Annotated in this window: 19 protein-coding genes; 11 read left to right on the top strand and 8 right to left on the bottom strand. The window is 54.9% G+C overall.

Going from position 1 to position 22,952, the window contains the following annotated elements; all coding sequences use genetic code 11:
* Positions 1-16: 16 nt before the first annotated feature.
* The 5 genes from ABUK12_RS16895 to dnaA form a co-directional block, all read right to left on the bottom strand.
* Entirely contained in the window at positions 17-1,705 is a 1,689-nt protein-coding gene (locus ABUK12_RS16895) for an ankyrin repeat domain-containing protein (RefSeq protein ID WP_410012938.1), read from the bottom strand.
* A 298-nt stretch (positions 1,706-2,003) separates the two neighbouring features.
* Positions 2,004-4,418: a DNA topoisomerase (ATP-hydrolyzing) subunit B gene (gene gyrB, locus ABUK12_RS16890; RefSeq protein WP_410012937.1), complete on the bottom strand. Its 2,415-nt coding sequence runs from the start codon at positions 4,416-4,418 to the stop codon at positions 2,004-2,006.
* 18 nt (positions 4,419-4,436) lie between these two features.
* On the bottom strand, positions 4,437-5,531 hold the full coding sequence (recF, locus tag ABUK12_RS16885; RefSeq protein ID WP_410012936.1) for a DNA replication/repair protein RecF: 1,095 nt from the start codon (positions 5,529-5,531) through the stop codon (positions 4,437-4,439).
* Positions 5,532-5,555: 24 nt separating this feature from the next.
* Entirely contained in the window at positions 5,556-6,656 is a 1,101-nt protein-coding gene (gene dnaN, locus ABUK12_RS16880; RefSeq protein ID WP_410012935.1) for a DNA polymerase III subunit beta, read from the bottom strand.
* A 3-nt stretch (positions 6,657-6,659) separates the two neighbouring features.
* Positions 6,660-8,054 carry a chromosomal replication initiator protein DnaA gene (gene dnaA, locus ABUK12_RS16875; protein ID WP_410012934.1) on the bottom strand — a complete coding sequence of 465 codons (1,395 nt, stop codon included), beginning with the start codon at positions 8,052-8,054 and terminating at the stop codon, positions 6,660-6,662.
* Positions 8,055-8,698: 644 nt separating this feature from the next.
* Between dnaA and rpmH the strand changes: the two genes are divergently transcribed.
* The 6 genes from rpmH to ABUK12_RS16845 all read left to right on the top strand — a co-directional run bounded on the left by rpmH (position 8,699) and on the right by ABUK12_RS16845 (position 12,850).
* Entirely contained in the window at positions 8,699-8,842 is a 144-nt protein-coding gene (gene rpmH / locus ABUK12_RS16870) for a 50S ribosomal protein L34 (RefSeq protein WP_162368595.1), read from the top strand.
* 17 nt (positions 8,843-8,859) lie between these two features.
* Positions 8,860-9,219 carry a ribonuclease P protein component gene (gene rnpA / locus ABUK12_RS16865; protein WP_162368594.1) on the top strand — a complete coding sequence of 120 codons (360 nt, stop codon included), beginning with the start codon at positions 8,860-8,862 and terminating at the stop codon, positions 9,217-9,219.
* Complete coding sequence (yidD, locus tag ABUK12_RS16860; RefSeq protein WP_410012933.1) at positions 9,183-9,440, top strand: membrane protein insertion efficiency factor YidD; 258 nt, start codon at positions 9,183-9,185, stop codon at positions 9,438-9,440. Before rnpA ends, yidD begins: the two co-directional genes overlap by 37 nt.
* 2 nt (positions 9,441-9,442) lie before the next feature.
* Positions 9,443-11,089, top strand: a complete 1,647-nt coding sequence (gene yidC, locus ABUK12_RS16855; RefSeq protein WP_410012932.1) for a membrane protein insertase YidC — start codon at positions 9,443-9,445, stop codon at positions 11,087-11,089.
* Positions 11,090-11,184: 95 nt separating this feature from the next.
* Positions 11,185-12,549, top strand: coding sequence for a tRNA uridine-5-carboxymethylaminomethyl(34) synthesis GTPase MnmE (gene mnmE / locus ABUK12_RS16850; RefSeq protein WP_410012931.1), 1,365 nt, complete (start codon positions 11,185-11,187; stop codon positions 12,547-12,549).
* A 16-nt stretch (positions 12,550-12,565) separates the two neighbouring features.
* Positions 12,566-12,850 (top strand): CopG family transcriptional regulator, encoded by a 285-nt coding sequence (locus ABUK12_RS16845; protein ID WP_410012930.1) that lies wholly within the window; start codon positions 12,566-12,568, stop codon positions 12,848-12,850.
* A 60-nt stretch (positions 12,851-12,910) separates the two neighbouring features.
* On the opposite strand, the gene ABUK12_RS16840 is transcribed toward ABUK12_RS16845, so the two are convergent.
* A complete protein-coding gene (locus ABUK12_RS16840) occupies positions 12,911-13,777 on the bottom strand; it encodes a LysR substrate-binding domain-containing protein (RefSeq protein ID WP_410012929.1) in 867 nt (288 codons plus the stop codon).
* A 108-nt stretch (positions 13,778-13,885) separates the two neighbouring features.
* Here ABUK12_RS16840 and ABUK12_RS16835 point away from each other — a divergent pair, with 108 nt between their 5' ends.
* The 3 genes from ABUK12_RS16835 to ABUK12_RS16825 all read left to right on the top strand — a co-directional run bounded on the left by ABUK12_RS16835 (position 13,886) and on the right by ABUK12_RS16825 (position 15,872).
* The gene (locus ABUK12_RS16835; protein WP_410012928.1) at positions 13,886-14,485 is read left to right on the top strand and encodes a LysE family translocator; all 600 of its coding nucleotides are present in this window, start codon (positions 13,886-13,888) and stop codon (positions 14,483-14,485) included.
* A gap of 193 nt (positions 14,486-14,678) precedes the next feature.
* Positions 14,679-15,056 (top strand): Rpn family recombination-promoting nuclease/putative transposase, encoded by a 378-nt coding sequence (locus tag ABUK12_RS16830; RefSeq protein ID WP_410012927.1) that lies wholly within the window; start codon positions 14,679-14,681, stop codon positions 15,054-15,056.
* 450 nt (positions 15,057-15,506) lie between these two features.
* Positions 15,507-15,872: a hypothetical protein gene (locus ABUK12_RS16825; protein ID WP_410012926.1), complete on the top strand. Its 366-nt coding sequence runs from the start codon at positions 15,507-15,509 to the stop codon at positions 15,870-15,872.
* Positions 15,873-16,019: 147 nt separating this feature from the next.
* Here the strand turns inward: ABUK12_RS16825 and ABUK12_RS16820 are convergent, their stop codons facing one another.
* Positions 16,020-16,880: an aldo/keto reductase family oxidoreductase gene (locus ABUK12_RS16820; RefSeq protein ID WP_410012925.1), complete on the bottom strand. Its 861-nt coding sequence runs from the start codon at positions 16,878-16,880 to the stop codon at positions 16,020-16,022.
* 96 nt (positions 16,881-16,976) lie between these two features.
* Between ABUK12_RS16820 and ABUK12_RS16815 the strand changes: the two genes are divergently transcribed.
* Both ABUK12_RS16815 and ABUK12_RS16810 read left to right on the top strand, forming a co-directional pair.
* Positions 16,977-17,870 (top strand): LysR family transcriptional regulator, encoded by an 894-nt coding sequence (locus ABUK12_RS16815; protein WP_410012924.1) that lies wholly within the window; start codon positions 16,977-16,979, stop codon positions 17,868-17,870.
* 400 nt (positions 17,871-18,270) lie between these two features.
* Entirely contained in the window at positions 18,271-20,997 is a 2,727-nt protein-coding gene (locus ABUK12_RS16810; protein ID WP_410012923.1) for a cation-transporting P-type ATPase, read from the top strand.
* A gap of 209 nt (positions 20,998-21,206) precedes the next feature.
* Here ABUK12_RS16810 and ABUK12_RS16805 read toward each other — a convergent pair whose 3' ends face one another.
* Positions 21,207-22,526 (bottom strand): ferric reductase-like transmembrane domain-containing protein, encoded by a 1,320-nt coding sequence (locus tag ABUK12_RS16805; RefSeq protein ID WP_410012922.1) that lies wholly within the window; start codon positions 22,524-22,526, stop codon positions 21,207-21,209.
* Positions 22,527-22,952 lie beyond the last annotated feature (426 nt).

Here is a 22,952-nt window from a genome sequence, read left to right as displayed (position 1 = left end):
CTCCGGCGCGTGGCATCTATATTCGGGGGTTCATTGCCGTGGATTTTTGATTGCTCGCATATCCTAACGCCCATTTGCGGCTATTCATTGCGACAGAATGGCTTTTTAATATTACCTCGATATCTTTGCGTTGGTTTTTTACCGCCAACCCTAAGGCTGTAAAGCCATTTTTTTCGGCGATATGTATATCAATTTCCTCACAGTCTAATAAATTCAACACCATTTTTGTTTCTCCCTTAGCCGCAGCCTGCATCAGGGCGGTAACGCCGAAGTTATTTTTACAATTTATAATAACATCAAGTTTATCCTTCACATAATCGTACGCATTATCGTCATTATGGCAGACGGCGGCATGAAGAAAGGTATTGCCATTTTTATCTTTATTAAGAGGGTTTACCTTTCCATTCATGAAATACCATTTATACAACGCAAAAATATTTTCTTCCATAAAATCATTTAAAACACTGTAACGATCGCCGCACCAGTCTAAACAAAAATTATTGAGCAGCAATTCCGACGGTGTATTGATAATAGCAAAGCGGAGTAGATCGTCGTCTAAAACGCCGTGAACCTTTTCCGAACACAATACCACCAGGGTTAACGGCCCTCTAAAGACGCTTTCGTACTCCACCCAAAAAAAACCATTAAATGATTTTACAATAATTCTACCGAAAATAAGAACATGCTTAATATGAAATACAATCTCTTTATTATTTTCCGCCGCCAATGCTTCCGCTAAAGCGCCATAAATAGCATCGGCATCCTTAAGTAAGAAGGGCAGATTGTTATCCACATTGCGCGCCAGGACCGTGTTGAGATCGACCGGCGGGCTCGATAATTGCGCAAATTTTTCCACCGCCTGATGACCGCACTCGCTAAAATACCGCATGCCGCCCACATCCAGGTGATGCCCCGGCTCATTAAGGATCTCCTCTATCTTACGGCGTATCATGTTGCCGATGTCTTTAATAACACTGACGATGTCCACTGCCCGGTTAAGTCGGTCGAGCAACGGCAAGAAATAAGGCGCCGTCTCGGATTCAATATATTTACCGACATTGTTATCTTTATATAAAAATTGATATAACCATTTAGCCTTTGTCAAATGATACTTGTACGCATCAATGTATTGCTCCCTTTTGGCATCATCAATATACTTATGATAGCATTCGACATGTTGTGCCAGCACAGTGTTAATGATGTCGCACCTTCTGGCGTAGACATGCCCGCTAACCGCTTTAAAGCCATCAATCGCCGAATCCGCAAGTAAGATGGCGGTCAAAACTTCCCCGAGATTTTTTTTTAAACTTTTAAAGATATCGCCAAACACGTCTATAATATGAGAGTTAGCCGTAGAAAAAAAAATGGGATTCAACTGTCTAAAACTAAGCAAACATTGGTTAAGGTTGATGTACAGAAGCTTTTTTGATTCAACGCTGAAATTTTCATAATGATTTAATTTTTCGCAAAAGCTCATGATATCGACACGGACTTGATCGCACAATTCCAGAGCTTGCGCAATAGCGGTTAAATCATTTTCGGTTTGCTTAATATAGTGCTTGAACGATTCGCTCATTTCAAAATTTTCATAACCACCGTATTTTTCCGCCGTATAAATTATTCTTTCCATCGGGTGATTCTGTTCCAGGGCTGAGTGTTCAGAGGCGGAAGGGGGGTAATAAACAGACGCTGTTATAACCTGCATAAGCTCTCCTGATGAGACATTTTAAATTAAACGGAAACGAAACAAATGATGCATTTTTAATTAATTTGACACGGTTAGACTGGTTGGAGATAAACGCAGATCTTACCCGTTTCATTATGATGTGCGTTACTAATAGTAAATACAAGATGTGATAGAACCCCAGATTGTTTCTTTTAAGGTTGTTGTTATATTATTTATTCTTTAATGCCCAGACAAAAAACAACCGCAGCATATAACGGATGCCAAAAAAAAACCCGTGCAGCCAAAGGCGCACGGGCATTTTATCTTTAGCATAATATCAGATATCGATATTGGCCGCCTTCAGGGCATTCTCTTCAATAAAGGCGCGGCGTGGTTCCACCGCGTCGCCCATCAGCGTGGTAAACAGCAGGTCGGCGGCAATGGCGTCCTTGACCGTGACACGCAGCATACGGCGGCTTTCGGGGTCCATGGTGGTCTCCCACAATTGCTCCGGGTTCATTTCCCCCAGGCCTTTATAGCGCTGGATAGCCAGCCCGCGACGGGATTCCTTCACCAGCCACTCCAGCGCCTGCTCAAAGGTGGTCACCGTCAAACGGCGTTCGCCGCGTTCCACAAAGGCGTCTTCTTCCACCAGGCCGCGCAGTTTTTCACCCAGGGTGCAGAGCTTGCGGTATTCGCCGCCATGGACAAATTCAAAATCAAGCACATAGTCGGTATCGACGCCATGGGTACGGATGCGCAGCACCGCCTCATACTGCTGACGCTCGCGGTTTTCACGAACTTCAAAACTGTAGTTGCTGCCGTGCTTTTCGTTCTGGTTCAAATCCGCCACCAGCGCGGCAATCCAGGCGGTCACGCGGTCCCGGTCGGCCAGATCCGCTTCATTGAGCGAAGGCTGGTAAATCAGGTGATTGAGCAGCGCGCGCGGGTAGCGGCGTTCCATGCGGCCAATCATTTTCTGTACCGCATAGTGTTCGGCCACCAGGCTTTCCAGCGGCGCGCCGGCCAGCGACGGAGCGTGCTCGTTGGTATGCAGGGCCGCGCCGTCCATCGCCAGGGCAATCTGGTATTGGTCCATGGCGTCATCGTCCTTGATGTACTGTTCCTGCTTGCCTTTTTTCACCTTATACAACGGCGGCTGGGCAATGAACACATGGCCGCGCTCGATGATTTCCGGCATCTGACGATAGAAGAACGTCAGCAGCAGGGTACGGATATGGGAACCGTCGACGTCGGCATCGGTCATGATGATGATATTGTGATAGCGCAGTTTATCGGGATTATATTCATCCCGGCCGATGCCGCAGCCCAGCGCGGTAATCAGCGTGGCCACCTCCTGGGAGGAGAGCATCTTGTCAAAGCGCGCTTTCTCGACGTTGAGGATCTTGCCCTTCAGCGGCAAAATCGCCTGGTTTTTACGGTTACGGCCCTGCTTGGCGGATCCGCCGGCCGAGTCCCCTTCCACCAGGTACAGTTCTGATAAGGCCGGATCGCGTTCCTGGCAATCCGCCAGCTTGCCCGGCAGGCCCGCCAGGTCCAGCGCGCCTTTGCGGCGGGTCATTTCACGCGCTTTGCGGGCTGCTTCACGGGCGCGCGCGGCGTCGATGATCTTGCCCACCACGATTTTGGCGTCGGTGGGGTTTTCCAGCAAATAGGCCACCAGACGCTCGTTCATCTGGGTTTCCACCGCGGTTTTCACTTCCGACGACACCAGTTTGTCCTTGGTCTGGGAAGAGAACTTAGGATCGGGCACTTTCACCGATACCACGGCAATCAGGCCTTCGCGGGCGTCGTCGCCGGTGGCGCTGACCTTGGCCTTTTTGCTGTAGCCTTCTTTATCCATGTACGAATTCAGGGTACGGGTCATGGCGGCGCGAAAGCCGACCAGATGGGTACCGCCGTCACGCTGCGGGATATTGTTGGTGAAGCAATAAATGTTTTCCTGGAAACCATCGTTCCACTGCAGCGCGATTTCCACGCCGATACCGTCTTTTTCCGTGGAGAAATAAAACACGGTGGGATGGATCGGGTTTTTATTCTTGCTCAGGTATTCCACAAACGCCTTGATGCCGCCCTGGTAGTGGAAGTGATCTTCTTTATCGTTACGCTTGTCCTTCAGGCGGATGGACACGCCGGAATTCAGGAAGGACAGTTCGCGCAGGCGCTTGGCCAGGATTTCATATTGAAATTCTACGTTATTGGTAAAGGTGGCGAAGCTCGGCCAGAAGCGGATGGTGGTGCCGGTCTGGTCGGTTTCACCGACCACCGCCAGCGGCGCCTGCGGAATCCCGCCCAGGTAGGTCTGCTCATGGACGCGGCCTTCGCGCCGCACCACCAGTTCCAGCTTTTCCGACAGGGCGTTGACGACGGAAATACCCACGCCGTGCAATCCACCCGACACTTTATACGAGTTATCATCGAACTTACCGCCGGCATGCAGTACGGTCATGATCACTTCTGCGGCGGAAATGCCTTCTTCTTCATGGATGCCGGTGGGGATCCCACGCCCGTCATCCTGGACCGATACGGAGTTATCTTCGTGGATTGTAACCACGATTTCTTTACAATGGCCGGCGAGGGCTTCGTCAATTGAGTTATCCACAACCTCGAATACCATATGGTGCAGACCGGTGCCGTCATCCGTATCACCGATGTACATCCCTGGGCGTTTACGCACCGCGTCCAGTCCTTTGAGTACTTTGATACTTGAGGAGTCATAAGAATTCGACATCAACGTTTCTCGCTCATTTTAAACTTCGGATTGAATACGTATTTTACCTTGTTCCACCTGGAACATCCTGCCCTTTTCATCCGTAATATCACGGATTTGTTCAGCGCTTAGCGCGCTGACAAACACCTGTGCCCGGGTGGCTTTCAGGCGCTCCGCCAGTAACCGGCGCCGGCCGGTATCCAGCTCGGAAGCGAAGTCGTCTATCAGGTAGAGACACCGCCGCCCGCTCTGGCGGGTGAGAAATTCGCCCTGCGCCAAACGCAGGGCGCACATCAATAATTTAAGCTGCCCGCGCGAGAGGATATCCTCCACCGGCACCCCGTCGGCGCGAATGCGAAAGTCCGCTTTATGCGGGCCGGATGCAGTATAGGTCAAGGCCCGATCGCGCTCAAACTGACGCTCCAGCAGCTCGCCGTAATCGCTCTCGCGATCCCATCCGCGCTGGAAGCTGAAATCCAGCTGGAACTCCGGCAAAAACTGGGCGCAGGTGGCGGTGATATCCACCGCTATCGCCGCGCTGTAGTCGGCGCGCCATTGGCTAATCCTGGCGGTCAGGGGCACCAGTTCCTGATCCCAGGCGCGCAGCTGCGCGTACCGGCTGACCTGGCGCAGCGCCGCATTCCGCTGCCGGAGCAGGCGCTTGAGGTTGCTCCAGGCATTGAAAAAATCGGGATCGTGATGAAAGCACCCCCAGTCCATAAAGGCGCGACGGTATTTCGGCCCCCCGTTAAGCAGGGTGAATCCTTCGGGAGTAATCAGCTGCATCGGCAGCAGTTGGGCCAGTTCGGCGATTTTATGGCCGTCGCTGCCGTCGATGCGCACCCGGCTATCGCCCTGGCGGCTTTTACTTAAGCCCACCGAGGATTGGCGGTCGTCCGCCGTATTGCCGTCAATGCGGCCATGGAGGGTAAATTCCGGCTGCTCATGGCGGATAACGCGCCCAATCTGCAAACTGCGGAACGCCCGGCCGTGCCCGAGGGTGTAAATGGCTTCCAGCACGCTGGTCTTCCCGCTGCCGTTGGCGCCGACCAGAAAATTAAAATCGGCCGCCAGGGCCAGATCGGCGGACTCGATATTACGAAAATCACGGATAAGCAGGCGGGACAAGGCCATTTAACACACTACCTTACCACATCTCTAGAGACGCATCGGCATAACAACATATGCTGCCGCCTGGCTGGCGCAGTCTTCGATCTGCACGCTGGACACCCCATCGGTAAGCAATAAACGGACGTTTTCGCTTTTCAGGGCGTTAAGCACATCCAGTACGTAGCTGACGTTAAAACCAATTTCCATCTCGGTTCCCTGGTAAACAACGTCCAGGATTTCCTCGGCTTCTTCCTGTTCGGGATTGTTGGCGGTAATTTTCAGCTGATCGGTGCTGAGGTACAGCCGCACGCCGCGGAATTTTTCGTTGGAGAGAATGGCGGCGCGGGCGAAGGCCTGCTTAAGCACATCGCAGCCCGCTTCCAGGGTTTTATCGGGATTTTTCGGCAATACGCGGCGATAATCCGGGAAGCGTCCGTCAACCAGCTTGGAGGTAAAGATATAATCACCGACGCTGGCGCGAATATTGTTGGTGCCTATCTGCAGTTTCAGCGGCGTTTCGCCGCCGTCCAGCATCCTGACCAGCTCCATGACCCCTTTACGCGGCACGATCACCGAATGGGTGGGCAATTGCTGGCCGACCGGCATCGAACACACCGCCAGGCGATGGCCGTCGGTGGCCACGGTACGCAACTCTTCGCCTTCGGTTTCAAACAGCATGCCGTTGAGGTAATAGCGCACATCCTGATGGGCCATGGAAAACTGGGTCGATTCAATCAGGCGCTTAAGCGTGGACTGGGGCAGGGTGAATTCGACATCGCTCTGCCAGTCGTCCAGATTGGGAAAATCGGTCGCCGGCAGGGTCGACAGCGAAAAACGGCTGCGCCCGGAGCGGATCAACATGCGATCGCTTTCCAATATCACCGTGATCTCCGCCCCATCGGGCAGGCCGCGGCAGATATCAAAAAATTTCCGCGCCGGCACGGTGGTCGCCCCCGGCTCATGGGGCTGGGACAGGGCCACTTTCGCCACCATCTCCATTTCCAGGTCGGTGCCGGTCAGCAACAGACTGTCTTCGGCGACCTGCAATAACAAATTGCCCAGGATCGGCAGGGTGGGACGGCCGCCCAGCGGGCTGCTGACCTGTTGCAGTGGTTTAAGCAGATGCTCTCGTTCAACGATAAATTTCATAGTTTAGGAAGATAATGTTCTGATTAAGTTGGAGTAATCTTCTTTGATATCGTGGCTCTCTTCACGCAGCTGCTCGATTTTCCGGCAGGCATGCAGCACCGTCGTATGATCGCGTCCGCCGAACGCGTCGCCGATTTCCGGCAGGCTATGGTTGGTCAGCTCTTTCGACAGCGCCATCGCCATCTGCCGCGGACGCGCCACGGAGCGGGATCGCCGCTTCGACAGCAGATCGGCCACCTTGATTTTATAATATTCCGCCACGGTTTTCTGGATATTATCGATGGTGACCAGTTTTTCCTGCAGCGCCAGCAGATCGCGCAACGCCTCGCGCACAAAATCGATGGTAATGGCGCGGCCGGTAAAGTTGGCGTTGGCGATCACCCGGTTCAGCGCGCCCTCCAGCTCACGCACATTGGAGCGTAGCCGTTTGGCGATAAAAAAAGCCACTTCCCCCGGCAGGCGGATATCGTTCTCGTCGGCTTTTTTCATCAGGATCGCCACGCGGGTCTCCAGCTCCGGCGGTTCGATCGCGACCGTCAGACCCCAACCGAAACGTGATTTCAGACGATCCTCCACCCCGTTGATCTCCTTGGGATAACGATCGGAGGTCAGGATGATTTGCTGATTACCTTCCAAAAGCGCATTAAAGGTATGGAAAAACTCTTCCTGCGAACGCTCTTTATTGGCAAAAAACTGGATATCATCGATCAGCAGGGCGTCGACGGAGCGATAGTAGCGTTTAAATTCTTCAATGGCGTTGTTCTGCAGGGCCTTCACCATATCCTGCACAAAACGCTCGGAATGCATATACACCACCCGGGCATTGGCCTTACGCGCCATGATGCCGTTGCCCACCGCCTGCAGCAGATGGGTCTTGCCCAGGCCGGTACCGCCGTACAAAAACAGCGGGTTATAAGCGCCGCCGGGATTGTCCGCCACCTGCCGCGCCGCCGCGCGCGCCAGCTGGTTGGATTTACCCTCGACGAAATTATCAAAATTATGTTTCGGATTTAAATTTGAACGGTAGGACAATTCAGGCTGCACCGGCGAGCTGTCCCAGCTTGGCCGCGCGGGCCTGGGACGGGACGCCTGCACCGGCGCCTCGCTGGCATGGCTGACCGGCTGCTGATGGGCGACCACCACCGATAACGGCGGCTTGCTGCCGACTTCAAAACGCAGCAAAGGCGCATCGGTGCCGCAAAAATCGTTTAACAACCCATTGATATTATTCAGATATTTATCGCGCACCCAATCCAGGACAAAACGATTCGGAGCATATAGCGCCAGCGTGTTGTCGTTGAGCTCCGCCTGCAAAGGGCGAATCCACATACTGAATTCTGTGGCAGGTAATTCATCCTGTAGTCGGGCAAGGCATTGCTGCCAAAGCGAAAGTGACACGGCGGACTCCAATCGAACAAGATCAACAAAAGAAAAGAAACACAACTGTATGATTCAGGATCATCTTTTTGACACCGGCTACCGCGATGGCAGCCCGCGAACCGCCTTTAACGGTTTACCGCGACGAAATCCCCGGAGGATCCCCGTCAGGGACTGCGGATCATAACGCAAAGCGCGTCCAAGATCCTCCTCTTCTACACAGTTTTGATCCTTTTTATCCACAGGCTCCCAGGGGCGCGAAAGAGTGTAACCGATTCTCCATTCGCTGGATAAAATGTAACTCTTATATCAGTGAAATTAAGCATAGTCTGATTTCCGACCACTGCCCGCCGCCGCGGGATCCTAATAATAATGCGCTTGATCCCGGCAGATCCTTGCGCTTTGCCCCGGAACCCGTATAATTCTCAGCCCTACGCGTGACACCTGGTCAGCTTGTCTGGTTAAGTTTGATTTTCAGACGGGGTTGCCGGGATGGACACGGGTATCCAGGTGGGTAAAACGTGATGAGAATTGACTCAGGACTGTACAATTATTACAATCCCCGCCTCTTTGTCCTTTGATGCGATTGAGGCGTCGGTCTTTTTCACGCCGAGTAGCCAAACGCGTTTACTGTGAAGTCACACATTTGTTAGGTATAAATCGCTATGAAACGCACTTTCCAACCGTCCGTCTTGAAACGCAACCGTACCCACGGTTTCCGTACTCGTATGGCAACGAAGAATGGTCGTCTGGTTTTGGCACGTCGTCGTGCTAAAGGCCGTACACGTCTGTCCGTATCTTCTAAGTAATAAAGCTAACCCCCCCGGTGGTTAAGCTAGCATTTCCCAGGGAGTTACGGTTGTTAACTCCCAATCATTTTACTTTCGTCTTCCAGCAGCCACAACGGGCCGGCACGCCGCAAATCACCATCCTCGGCCGCCTGAATACGCTGGGGCATCCCCGCGTCGGTCTGACGGTCGCCAAAAAACATGTCAAACGGGCCCATGAACGCAACCGGATCAAGCGGCTTACCCGCGAAAGTTTCCGGACGCACCAGCACGCCCTGCCCGCCATGGATTTTGTCGTCATCGCCAAGAAAGGGGTGCAGGATTTGGATAACCATGCCTTGACGGAAGCGTTGGAAAAATTATGGCGCCGCCATTGTCGCCAGTCTCCTGGTTGTTAATCGGGTTGATACGCGGGTATCAACTGTTTATCAGCCCGTTGCTGGGATCTCACTGCCGGTTCCAGCCCAGTTGCTCGCAGTACGGTATTGAGGCGATACGCCGGTTCGGAATGTTAAAAGGCAGTTGGTTGACATTGAAACGCGTATTAAAATGCCATCCTTTGAACCCAGGTGGCGATGACCCCGTGCCGCCGAAAACCAACGATAACAGAGAACATTAAAGATGGATTCGCAACGCAATCTTCTTGTCATCGCTCTGCTGTTCGTGTCTTTCATGATCTGGCAGACCTGGCAGACGGACCACAATCCGCAGCAGCAGGCCGTCACGACAACGCAACAGACAGCGAACACGGCAACCGGTGACGCAGCAGTAACTCAGGGACTACCCGCCAGCGGGCAGGGGCAACTGATCAACGTGAAAACCGATGTGCTTTCACTGACCATCAATACCCGCGGCGGCGATATCGAGCAGGCCCATCTGCTGACTTATCCGGATAAACTGGGTTCCGATCAGCCGTTCCACCTGCTGGAAACCTCCCCCGAGTTTGTCTACCAGGCGCAAAGCGGCCTGACCGGCAAAAACGGCCCGGACAACCCGGCCAACGGCGAGCGCCCGCTGTATAACATCAACCAGGACACCTATGTGCTGGCCGATAACCAGGGCGAGCTGCGCGTGCCGCTGACCTACACCGGCGCCGACGGCGTGGTGTACACCAAGACCTTTATCCTGAAACGGGGCGACTACGCGGTGGGCGTCGAGTACGCTGTTAAGAACACCGGCGATAAGCCGCTTGAACTGGCCCTGTTCGGCCAGCTGAAGCAATCCGTCGATTTACCCAAGCATCGCGATACCGGCAGCAGCAACTTTGCCCTGCACACCTATCGCGGCGCGGCCTACTCGTCCAGTGACACCAAATATAAGAAATACAGCTTCAGCGATATTAAAGACGGGCCGCTGAGCATCAATACCCAGGGCGGCTGGGTAGCCATGCTGCAACAATATTTCGCCACCGCCTGGATCCCGGGCACCCAGGGCACCAATACGTTTTTTACCACCCATATGGATAACGGCCAGGCCGCGGTGGGGTTTAAATCCTCGCCGGTCACCGTTGCCCCGGGCGGTGAAAGCACCCTGGACGCCACGTTATGGGTCGGCCCCGAAATCCAGGACAAGATGGCGGCCATCGCCCCGCATCTGGATTTGACCGTGGACTACGGCTGGCTGTGGTTTATCAGCCAGCCGCTGTTTAAGCTGCTGAAGTTTATCCACAGCTATGTGGGTAACTGGGGCTTCTCGATCATCGTCATCACCTTTATCGTCCGTGGCATCATGTACCCGCTGACCAAGGCGCAGTACACCTCCATGGCGAAGATGCGCATGCTGCAGCCGAAGCTGGCGGCCATGCGCGAGAAAATCGGCGACGATAAGCAGCGCATGAGCCAGGAAATGATGGCGCTGTATAAATCCGAGAAGGTCAATCCGCTGGGCGGCTGCCTGCCGCTGGTGGTGCAGATGCCGATATTCCTGGCGCTGTACTATATGCTGATGGGCTCCATCGAGCTGCGCGGCGCGCCGTTTATCCTGTGGATACAAGACCTGTCCGCCCAGGACCCGTACTATATCCTGCCGATCCTGATGGGCATCACGATGTTCTTCATTCAGAAGATGTCGCCGACCACCGTCGCCGATCCGATGCAGCAGAAAGTGATGACCTTCATGCCGGTCATCTTTACGGTGTTCTTCCTGTGGTTCCCCTCCGGCCTGGTGCTGTACTATATCGTCAGCAACATGGTGACCATTATCCAGCAGCAGCTGATTTATCGCGGCCTGGAAAAACGCGGCCTGCACAGCCGGGACAAAAAGAAATAACCCCAGTCGGTTTTCCGGACGCTAAACCCTGCCAAGGCGGTCATCTGACCGCCTTGGTTTTTTTAAGCGCGCCAGCGGCGCGAAGAGAGAACAGTATGAGCCAAATGGATACCATCGTTGCCCAAGCGACGCCGCCCGGACGCGGCGGGGTAGGCATGCTGCGCGTTTCCGGGCCCATGGCCGCGGAGGTGGCGCGCCAGGTGCTCGGCACGTTGCCCAAGCCCCGTTATGCCGATTACCTGCCGTTTCGCGCGGTGGACGGCACCACGCTGGACCAGGGCATCGCACTGTTTTTTCCCGGCCCCCATTCCTTCACCGGCGAGGACGTGCTGGAGCTGCAGGGCCACGGCGGCCCGGTAATACTGGATATGCTGTTAAAACGCATCCTGGCCCTGCCAGGGCTGCGTATCGCCCGTCCGGGAGAGTTCTCCGAGCGCGCGTTTCTCAATGATAAGCTGGATCTGGCCCAGGCCGAGGCCATTGCCGACTTAATCGACGCCAGCTCCGAGCAGGCGGCCCGTTCGGCGGTAAACTCATTACAGGGCGTATTTTCCCAGCGCGTGCATCATTTGGTGGAAGCACTTACTAACTTGCGCATCTACGTCGAAGCGGCCATCGACTTCCCGGATGAGGAAATTGATTTCCTTTCCGATGGCAAAATCGAAGGCAGCCTTAACCGCGTCATGGACGACCTGCGCCAGGTACGCTCAGAGGCCCGCCAGGGCAGCCTGCTGCGCGAGGGCATGAAGGTCGTCATCGCGGGGCGGCCCAACGCCGGCAAATCCAGCCTGCTGAACGCCCTGGCCGGGCGCGAGGCGGCTATCGTCACCGCCATCGCCGGCACTACCCGCGACGTGCTGCGCGAACATATCCTGCTCAACGGCATGCCGCTGCATATTATCGACACCGCCGGCCTGCGCGAAGCCGGCGACGAAGTGGAGCGCATCGGCATTGAACGCGCCTGGAGGGAAATCGAGCAGGCCGACCACGTATTGCTGATGGTGGACGGCGCCCGCACCGCCGTTAACGACCCTGACCAGCTGTGGCCGGAACTGATTGCCCGCCTTACGCCGGCCATGCCGCTGACGGTAATCCGCAATAAGGCCGACCTGACCGGTGAAGCACCGGGTATCACCGAAGTAAATGGCCACTCACTTATTACCCTTTCCGCCCAGTCCGGCGATGGCGTTGATCTGCTGCGCGCGCATTTACAGCAGAGCGTGGGCTTTAACGGCAGCCTTGAGGGCGGGTTCCTGGCCAGGCGGCGGCATTTACAGGCGCTGGATATCGCTGGCGCGCATCTGGTACAGGGTAAAGAACAGTTAGTAAGTGCTTACGCGGGGGAGTTGCTGGCGGAAGAACTGCGGCTGGCGCAGCAGGCGCTGAGCGAAATTACCGGGGAATTCAGCTCGGATGATTTGCTGGGGAGGATATTTTCGAGTTTTTGTATCGGGAAGTGAGAACGGAAAGGTAATCTTGGAAAAAATAACATCTTTTGCTTTGTTGGACGCCATCATGTCAACACCCGCTATCCCTCTCAAAATCGACGACAGGCTTAAAACGCGTGTCAAAGAGTGGGCGGATGCACGCGAGAGTTTTAAGCGGGAAGCCATCGACTCTTGGCATCACTACCAGGAGAGCGGTTTGCATCTGACCGGTGATGAAATCAACGCCTGGCTGCGTGATTGGGGAATAGAAGCGGGCAAGGATAGTCCTGAATGCCACAACTCATCATCGCAGAGCGAACCGCAACCCCGTTAATTCGCCGCCGTAAGTTTATTACCCGAAAATAAACTTTTAAATCAATTGCATATACATTTTTTAGCTTCTGTAAGAGGGGACGCCCACGCTATGGCGTATTTGCTGCGCGAGTTCGCTCACTGCACGTGGAAGCTGTCCTTTCGCGTGGTAAAGATTAATGGCGAACGGGGGAAGTTTGGGCAGGTTCTCGCCAAAGGGCAGGATGCTGAGATCGTTCGGAACGGTCGAGGCCAGCCACACCGTTACCGCCAAATCAGCCTGAACCGTGGCCCGTGTCGCATCAATGCTGCCGCTCTCGAACATCGTTCGCCAGGCAAGATCGCATGCGCTGAGCGCCTGCAAAACAACGGGGCGAAAAGCGCAGGTTTCCGCGACCATGGAAACCGGAAGCGGGTTCTTCAGATACGCCGCGCCGCCCTTCGCGCCGACCCAGACCAGACGATCCACCGCCAGGCATTCTCCCCCCGACGTCCCGACCGGCTCCTCGATCAGGGCGAGATCTATTGCGCCATCAGTAATGGCGGTCAACAGTTCAGGGGAAGCAAGACAAACAAGTTTGATATCCACCTGCGGATACGCTTGCGAAAAAGCCTTCAGGATCGGAGGTAGCCAGGTTCCGACCAGATCATAAGGCGCGCCAAGGCGGACGAGGCCATCTATGGGTCCTTCCGCCATCTCGGCCCACAGCTCGTCATTCAAAGTGATAAGGCGCCTTGCCTTTGCCAGGAACCGCTCTCCGTTTGAGGTCAGGCGAAGAGCCCTGTTCTGACGTATAAATAATGCGCCGGATAAGTCCTCCAGCCGGGCAATCTGCTGGCTGACCGCGCTCTGCGTAAGATGCAAAGCATTACCGGCCGCTGTCATGCTGGCGTGATCGGCGACGGCGACGAAGGTGCGAAGTAGAACGATATCGAGATTGCGAGCCATGGCATGCATTATGACTTGTAATGCATGCCATGCACAATATGAGATTCAATTATGCATGGCGCCGCGATAGAGTTCCCCAATACGTTTGAGATGCGTGGGGAGAATTGCATGTCCATCGCTGAGTTTCTGCCATTGGTTCTGTTTGTCATGGTCTCGACGATAACGCCGGGCGGCGCCACGACGTTAGCTACCGCGTCCGGCGCCCATTTTGGCTATCGCCGCTCCTTGCCATTGATGTGCGGGATCGCGGTGGGTCTTGCCGCCATGGCCGCCGGTGCCGCTGCCGGACTAGGAAGCGTTATTTTGGCGTTTCCATCTCTCCAGCTTGCCATGAAGCTCGTCGGCACCCTTTACCTGTTATGGCTCGCATGGAAAATGGCGCGCAGCGGCCCGCCACACCTGCATTCGAACATTGCCAGGCCCACGGGATTCTTCGGCGCGGTCTGGCTGGTCTGGCACAACCCGAAAGGCTGGGCGATGACCTTAGGCGCCGCCGCCTCCTTCGCCTCGCTGGCGGCCGGGCCAATTCATCTCGCTCTCACCCTCGGAGGTTCGTTCGGGCTGGCGGCGATCCTTTCCCTGTCCCTTTGGTGCATCGCCGGCTTGCTACTCGCCCGCCTGCTTCGGACAGATACGCAATGGCATGCGCTCAACGCTTTATTGGGCATTCTGCTCGCTGTGTCCATTATTCCGATGTGGCTAGAATGAATAATACTCTTCGCCTTGAGCGGCGCGGCAAAACACGAGCGGAATAACACTGTCTGTGTTACCGATGAAGAAATGACAAACCCACTAAAATCAAAAAAGCCGATCGAACGACGAAAGTCAGCTATTAAATAATGGCATTATCGCATTAATTTAAAAAATAATTATCAAACATAAAGGGGCGTTGCTGGAGTATGTGCAAAAGCATATCCGGGACAGGGATATTAACCTTCGGCTGCGGGATATCGCCTTATTGCTGGAGTTGGCGCCTCCCGGCAAAGAGCTGGTGGTATGCCTGATGCACTACCTGGCGCAGGAAGCGAATAGCCTTGACCCGGAGATTTTTTTCCGTAATCTGGGAAAAAATACGCCACGCTACAAGGAGGAGATGATGACCATCGCAGAGCACTGGGTATTGAAAGGACGACAGGAAGGACGAAATGAAGGACGCAGCGAGCGAGATAAAGAAATCGCCCGTAACATGCTGGCCATGGGCCTGGATCGGGCCACGGTATCACAGGTTACCGGCTTGAGCGACGCGGAACTTGATGCCCTGGTGGATTCAGCGGCATAACAATGAAAACCCTAAGCCAGACATAAGCGTAGAAAATCCTAATGGGATAAACAAGTCCCAGCGGCCTTACTAAACAACACAAGGTTTGTAATGCCACTCTGGGACTATAATTTAAGAATAATCAATATGCAGTATTTTAATTCGAGGGATTGTGCTTTTTTTAAATACCCTTTGCTGAAAATAACGCTGCGTAAACAGCACGCAATGATTGATGAAAAAATTTCAATGTAATACGGATATCAAATTCCTAATAACAACCTACTGTTACTTTGCTGGTGTAAACTTATTAGCTTTAAGGATAAAACGGCACAAACAAGTGCGTTCCATTAAAATGCGCACCTCCCCCAAAATTTATATCGGCCTCCCTCCCCCCGGAATAGCGTTTATATCCTGTATACCATAACGCCGCTACAGTACGCCGATGAAATCAAAACCCACCGTAAAGCGGCGTTGCTGGAGTATGTACAAAAGCATATCCGGGACAGGGATATTAACCTTCGGCTGCGGGATATCGCCTTATTGCTGGAGTTGACGCCTCCCGGCAAAGAGCTGGTGGTATGCCTGATGCACTACCTGGCGCAAGAAGCGAATAGCCTTGACCCGGAGATTTTTTTCCGTAATCTGGGAAGAAATACGCCACGCTACAAGGAGGAGATGATGACCATCGCAGAGCACTGGAAATTGAAAGGACGCAACGAGCGAGATAAAGAAATCGCCCGTAATATGCTGGCCATGGGCCTGGATCGGGCCACGGTATCACAGGTTACCGGCTTCGGCGACGCCGAGCTTGATGCCCTGGCGGACGCCGGGGCATAAAAGCGACATTTCCGCCCCGGGAACATGCCGCCAGCAGTCTGCCGCTGCCTCTTGATACAACTTATCATGGCGGCTCAATAACGTGAAAACGCCCCACGACCTATCCAGTAGTAAGATAAGCACAAGCCGCGTTTAGCCGTCGACCGCCTACTGCTCCAGCAGCGCGACATCTTCCGCCGATAGCCGCACTTCGGCCGCCGCCAGATTTTCCCGCAGATGCGCCGGCGACGACGTGCCGGGGATCAGCAAAATATTCGGCGAGCGCTGCAACAGCCAGGCCAAAGCCACCTGCATGGGGGTGGCATTCAGCCGGCGCGCGACATCATTGAGCGCCCCGGATTGCAGCGGCGAAAATCCGCCCAGCGGGAAAAACGGCACCAGGGGAATACCCTGGGCGGCAAGCGTATCAATGAGGGCGTCGTCCTGGCGATTAGCGAGATTATAGAAATTCTGTACACAGGCGATGGGGGTGATCTTCCGGGCATCGTCTATCTGCGTTGGCGTGACGTTACTCAGGCCGATATGGCGAATCAGGCCGCGCTGCTTTAACTCGGCCAGCGCGGTAAGCGGCGCTTCCAGGGAGCCTTCCACCGGATGCTGGATATCCAGCATACTGCGCAGGTTGACCACCTCGATCACATCCAGCCCAAGATGACGCAGGTTATCTTCGACCGCTTGAGTGAGCTCTTCCTTTGAAGAGGCCGGGTGCCAACCCCCCTTGTCATCCCGGCGCGCGCCTACCTTGGTAACAATACACAGATCGGCGGCATAGGGGTGGAGCGCGTCTTTGATCAGCCGGTTGGTGATGTGCGGCCCATAAAAATCGGAGGTATCAATATGGTTGACGCCGGCGGCCACCGCGTCTTGCAGCACGCGCAGGCACATGGCGGGATCCTTGGGTGGGCCGAATACGCCCGGCCCCGCCAGTTGCATGGCCCCATAGCCGATACGGTTGACCTGGCGGTGGCCGAGTTGATAAGTGCCGGCGGCGGTGTTGTTGTTTGTCATAGTGGCTCTCCTGTGCAATATATCCACCATTGTAGGCGCTGCGGTCCTGTGCGACTATAGGGTTAAATAGAGACGGGCTGTGCGGGATTCTGGACAATGCAAATCGATCTTGGGCTGCTGAACGCGGTAATGGCAGTGGCCAAAGCCGGCGGTTTCCGGGAAGCGGCCCGGGCCATCAACAGCAATCCCTCGCGCCTGAGCGATGCCGTGCGCCGCGCCGAGCAGCAGCTCGGCGTGCGGTTGTTTAATCGCACTACCCGTTCCGTGGCGCTGACCGCCGCCGGAAAGATGTTATTGGATCGGTTGCTGCCGGCAATGAACGAAGTGGAATCGGCGCTTGATGCCGTCAACGCCTTTCGCGATACCCCCAGCGGCACCCTGCGGCTGAATGTGCCCGTCAGCGTGGTGCGTTTGGTCTTACCCGGCATCATCCCGGCGTTTCTGGCCCGATATCCTGAAATACAGCTCGAAATAATGGCAGACAGCAATGTGGTGGATATCTTTTCCGCCGGCTGCGACGCGGGCATACGCTACGACGAAAAGCTGGAGCAAGATATGATTGCCGTCCCCATCGGCCCCAGGCGACAGCGTTTTGCCGTCGCCGCGGCGCCCGGCTACCTTGACCGCCGGGGCCGGCCGGCGCATCCCCGGGACCTGCTGCGCCACGCGTGCCTGCGCGGTAAATATGCCAGCGGCATCATGCCGGAATGGGAATTTGCCAAAGATGGCGAAAGGGTCAGGGTGCAGCCCTCGGGACCGCTTATCGTAAGCGTAGGGGCGGCGGTGGATCTGGCGGTGGAAGCGGCGGTGGCGGGCATCGGGGTGATCCAGCTGTTCGAAGAGTGGCTGCGTCCCCATCTCGCCAGCGGCGCGCTGGAGCCGATACTGGAATCCTGGTGGACGGATTTCTCCGGTCCTTATCTGTATTACCCGGACCGGCGGCTGGTGCCGGCGCCGCTGCGCGCCTTTATTGATTTTATTCGCGAGTAGCAACAGTAACTCTATATAGCGACATAATAAGTCAGACCATTAATTAATAAAAATTGATATTTAAGAGACTAAAGAATAAATTTATTTAATAAACAGCCGCCCATTTAATATTAATTGTGCTTTTACCGGCAAGCACCGTCCCCGTTCAACCAGGCTCACCGAAAAATATCCGGCCAATTAATTATTACACTCCTGTTAATAAGCTGACCGATCTCTCATTGATAACGGCATGAGGCTGTTATTATTAGGTTACTTTTCATCGCCTTTTTACTACCCAAACGCCGCCGTCGGCTGGGTGTGGCCACGCGGCGGGTCAATGTTATTTCGCTGCGGAATAAAACAACGCGTCATTGTCTTGTAAACATAATCTATTATTTGTTTGCCCTTTGGAGGTCATTACATGGCTACCGCACCGGTAAAACCATCTGTTTCACCAACGAACCCGGACCAAGCCTGGTACAGGCTGGATACGAAGGAAACGTTGCGCCAGCTTGACACCACCGATGCCGGATTAAGCGCGCACGAGGCCGCCGAACGCCTGCGCCGCCATGGCGCCAATGAACTGCCCGCGCGCAAAACCCGGCATCCGTTATTACAATTCCTGGCGCACTTTAATGATGTGCTGATTTATATACTGCTGATTGCGGCGGTATTAAAAGGGATTATGGCGCAATGGGTCGATATGGTCATTATCCTGGCGGTGGCGGTGATTAATGCGCTGATTGGTTTTGTGCAGGAAAGCAACGCTGAAAAATCGCTGAAAAGCATTCAGGGCATGCTGTCCAGCACGGCGGTGGTGATTCGCGCGGGGATTACCCAAACCATTGCAGCCCGGGATTTGGTGCCCGGTGATATCGTCACCCTGCGCCCGGGCGACAAAATTCCGGCCGACCTGCGGTTGTTGGAGGCCCATAACCTGCTGGTGGAAGAGGCCATTCTAACCGGTGAATCGACGGTGGTGGCCAAACATATCGGCGCGATTGATCGGGAGGTGACGATTGGCGATCGCGTTAATTTGCTGTTTTCCGGCACCACCATCAGCGCGGGCACGGCCAAAGGCGTGGTGATAGCCAGCGGCGGCGATACCGAGTTAGGCCATATTAACCAGATGATGGCCGCCATCGATCCACACCGCACACCGCTGTTGACGCAAATGGATCGCCTGGGCAAAGGCATTTTCATGCTGATCCTGGTGATGATGGGGCTGCTGTTTATCTTCGCTTTTTTCCTGCGCGATATGCCGTTCACCGACTTGCTGCTGGCGCTGATAAGCCTTGCCGTCGCCGCGGTGCCCGAAGGATTGCCGGCGATCATCTCCATTATCCTGTCGCTGGGCGTACAGTCCATGGCGCGGGCGCGGGCGATTATCCGCAAGCTGCCGACGGTGGAAACCCTGGGAGCCATGACCGTGGTCTGCTCCGATAAAACCGGCACGCTGACGATGAATGAAATGACGGTAAAAGCGGTGGTGGTGGCGGATCGCAGCTATCGGGTGGCCGGGGAAAGTTATGAGCCGGTGGGTAAAATTTACCCGCAGGAAAGCGAGCAGGCGGTGGCACTGAGCGAGGATGCCGCCCTGGCGCGCTTTATTACCGCGGTGGAATTGTGTAATGACAGCCAAATCCGGCAGGACGAACGGGGCCTGTGGGGCATTACCGGCGGGCCGACGGAGGGCGCGCTGAAGGTACTGGCCGCTAAGTCCGGCCTGCGGCTTGGCGAGGTCAGCCTGCTGGATAAAATCCCCTTTGACTCCGCGTATAAATATATGGCGACCCGCCATCAGATCGGCGATGAGACCCTGGTTTTCCTTACCGGCGCGCCGGACGTGCTGTTTACCTTCTGTCACCAGGAACTGGCGCAAGAGGGATTACGCCCGTTTCGCCGTGATTTCTGGGAAGAGGAAATGGCGCGCTATGCCAGGCAGGGATTGCGGATGGTGGCCGCCGCCTTTAAACACCCCATACCAGGAGAGACGGGCCTGGAGCATGCGGATATCCAGCGGGGCATGGTATTTGCCGGCATCGCCGGCATGATGGATCCGCCGCGTCCCGAGGCCATCGAAGCCATCGCCCTGTGCCAGCGTGCCGGCATCCGCGTGAAAATGATTACCGGCGACCATCAGGAAACCGCCATGGCCATCGGCGCCATGCTTGGGATCGGCAATGGGGTTGAATCCATTACCGGCAGCCAGCTGGAGCATATGGATGACAACCAGCTGGCCGGCGCCGCGGTGCATTATGATATTTTTGCCCGCACCAGCCCGGAGCATAAGCTGCGGTTGGTCAAAGCGCTGCAGGACAAAGGCGGGGTGGTCGGCATGACCGGCGACGGCGTTAACGATGCACCGGCGCTGAAACAGGCCGATGTGGGTATCGCCATGGGAATTAAGGGTACCGAGGTCACCAAGGAAGCGGCGGACATGGTATTAACCGATGATAATTTCGCCACTATCGCCAACGCGGTTAAAGAAGGGCGACGCGTTTACGACAACCTGAAAAAAACCATCCTGTTTATTTTGCCCACCAACCTGGCGCAAGGGCTGTTGATTATCTTCGCCATCCTGGCCGGCGCGGTGATCCCCCTGACCGCCCTGCAAATATTGTGGGTGAATATGGCCACGTCCACCACGCTGTCGTTCGGCCTGGCCTTTGAACCGGCGGAAAAAGGCGTGATGCTGCGCCCGCCGCGCGATCCCGCCCGGCATGTGCTGGACGGCCATGCCATCTGGCGTATCGCTTTTGTCGGCACGCTTATCGCCTGCAGCGCCTTTTGGCTGGAATCATTGCTGCTGCCGCGCGGCTACAGCGGCGAATTTATCCGCACGCTGGTCATGCAAACGCTGGTCACCGCGCAATGGATTTATATGTTCAATTGCCGGGTAATGGACCGCTTCCCATTGAACCGGGAAATATTCCTCAACCGGGGATTATGGCTGGTCACCGGCGTGCTGATAGTGCTGCAACTGGCCATTATCTACCTGCCGTTTATGAATCGGGCGTTCGGCACCGAGCCGCTGCCGGCTTTTTACTGGGGCGTTACCCTGCTGGTCAGCATCGGTATATTCATTATTGTTGAAATTGAAAAATGGGTGTTTGCCCGGTTAAGAACCACGGCTAACGCGGCCTAAGTCCAAAGGCCCGGCCATCGGCGCCGGGCTGGCATACCAAACACAGGATTAATCGGATCTTTTCGTCCCGGCCGTCACTGTAAAAGGGGCGTGCCGGGCAATCATCCATAGACCCGTAAACAGGCGAACAGTAGCGCCAGCATCACGATAATAAGCCCGCTGATCAAAGCCAACTGTTCGGCGACACGTCGTTGCATAATCTATGTTCCTCAAGCGAAGTTATAGCGTTCGGTATGGTATTTGGCCATCGGCACATCCATCTCGGACAAGGCGTGTTCAATGGCATCCATCATCACGTTCGGCCCGCAAATAAAGTATTCATGCAAATTATACGGCGGCGGCAGGTGACGCCTGAACAAGGCGGCGTTAATAAAGCCGGTCTCTCCCGTCCAGCCCTCATGGGGGTGGGACAGAACATGCACCAGCGTCAGATCAAGCCGTGCCCGCAAGGCGTCCAGCTCCTCGCGAAAAGTAATGGATTCCCAGTCCTTGCTGCCGTATATCAGTACCACCGGGCGTTTATCGCCACGATCGGCCAGGGTGCGCAACATGCTCATCATGGGGGTAATACCCACGCCCCCGGCAATCAGCACATGCATGTCGGCCGGGTTGCCGATGGTGAATGCTCCGTACGGACCGTCGAGATACACCCGTTGTCCGGCGGTAACCCGGGCGATTTTAGCGGTGAAATCGCCCAAGTTGCGGATCGACATCTCTACGCGTCCGCCTTCCGCCTCCGCGCTGGAGGAGAACGAGAAGGGATGGCCAGTAATATTAAACGGACCCTTCCACAGCGTCAGCCAGCCGAACTGGCCCGGCGTAAAACCAAACCCCTTATGTCCCTCCGGCATCATCACCAAGGTGGTGGTGGCGCCGCGTTCGGCTTTCACCTGCGTTACCCGGTAGGGCCGGCGTAGCATAAAAAGAGGTTTTACCAGGCGGACATACAGCAGCAACGCCAGCCAGAACAGCATCAGCCCGCACCACAACGCTTTTTTTACCGGGTCATTAAGATAAAAGCCCCATGCGGCCATATGCAAAAGTCCCGCCGCCACGGCCGCCACAGCCAGGATGATATGGGTGAGGTGCCACACCTCATAGCTGAGCCTGAGTTTCACCCGCCATAGCGCCATGACGATCAGGGCAATCAGCGAATAGGTGGATATCGCCGCCAGCCTGGCGCGCCAGGGGGCCGCGAAAAAATTAAGCAGCGCGAGCAGCTCCGGGCGGATAATAAACAAAATCAGCGGATGGGCCAGCACCAGGCCAAGGGCGATTAACGAGATGCGCCGGTGGAAATGATAGATAACATCCTCGCCCCAGGGTTTGGTTACCCAGCGAAAGCGCGCCGTCAGGCCGAATTGCAGCCCCATGATCGCTAATCCCGAATATCCCAGGGCCATGGATAACTCGGTCCAGAAATCACGCGCGGGCGGCAGCGAGCCTAACAGCAGGACAAACAGCGGAGCCGAAATAAAGAACAGATAAACCAGCAGCCACAGGCTATTACGCAGCGCAAAGGTAAGCATGGTTAACTCCCCGCACAGATCATTATTATCAGATTTCGGTCAGTATAAGCCTGTTTAACCTGGCAAAAATTGCGTCAGCTCTCCGTTTGTAAATAATCTCTATTAAAAAATAGAGTTCATCTCGAGTAAAAATTAAATTGTGATCGCGGTACGGAATAAGAGTAATTATTCTTAATATTCCAATGGCAGAGAGAGTTAAATAAATAACCTTGTTATTAATATTCCATTGATCATTTTATTTATAAGCTTTTTTTATCGTTTATCCGGGTGGCATAACGCATTTTTTATAATATTACCGCCGGACGCAATGATGGCGTCAGACGTCCCCGGCCAGCGCCGTTACCCGCTGGTAAATAACGAAGATACTTGCCGCTGAGCCAGAAACTAATACATGCCGCCGGGCATTTTAGCCCCGCGGCATGGCAG

It is taken from the genome of Sodalis sp. C49, assembly GCF_046352915.1.
GTDB lineage: Bacteria > Pseudomonadota > Gammaproteobacteria > Enterobacterales > Enterobacteriaceae > Acerihabitans.
Note: the sequence above shows the minus strand (reverse complement) of the source record. Positions and strands in the feature narration are given on the sequence as shown.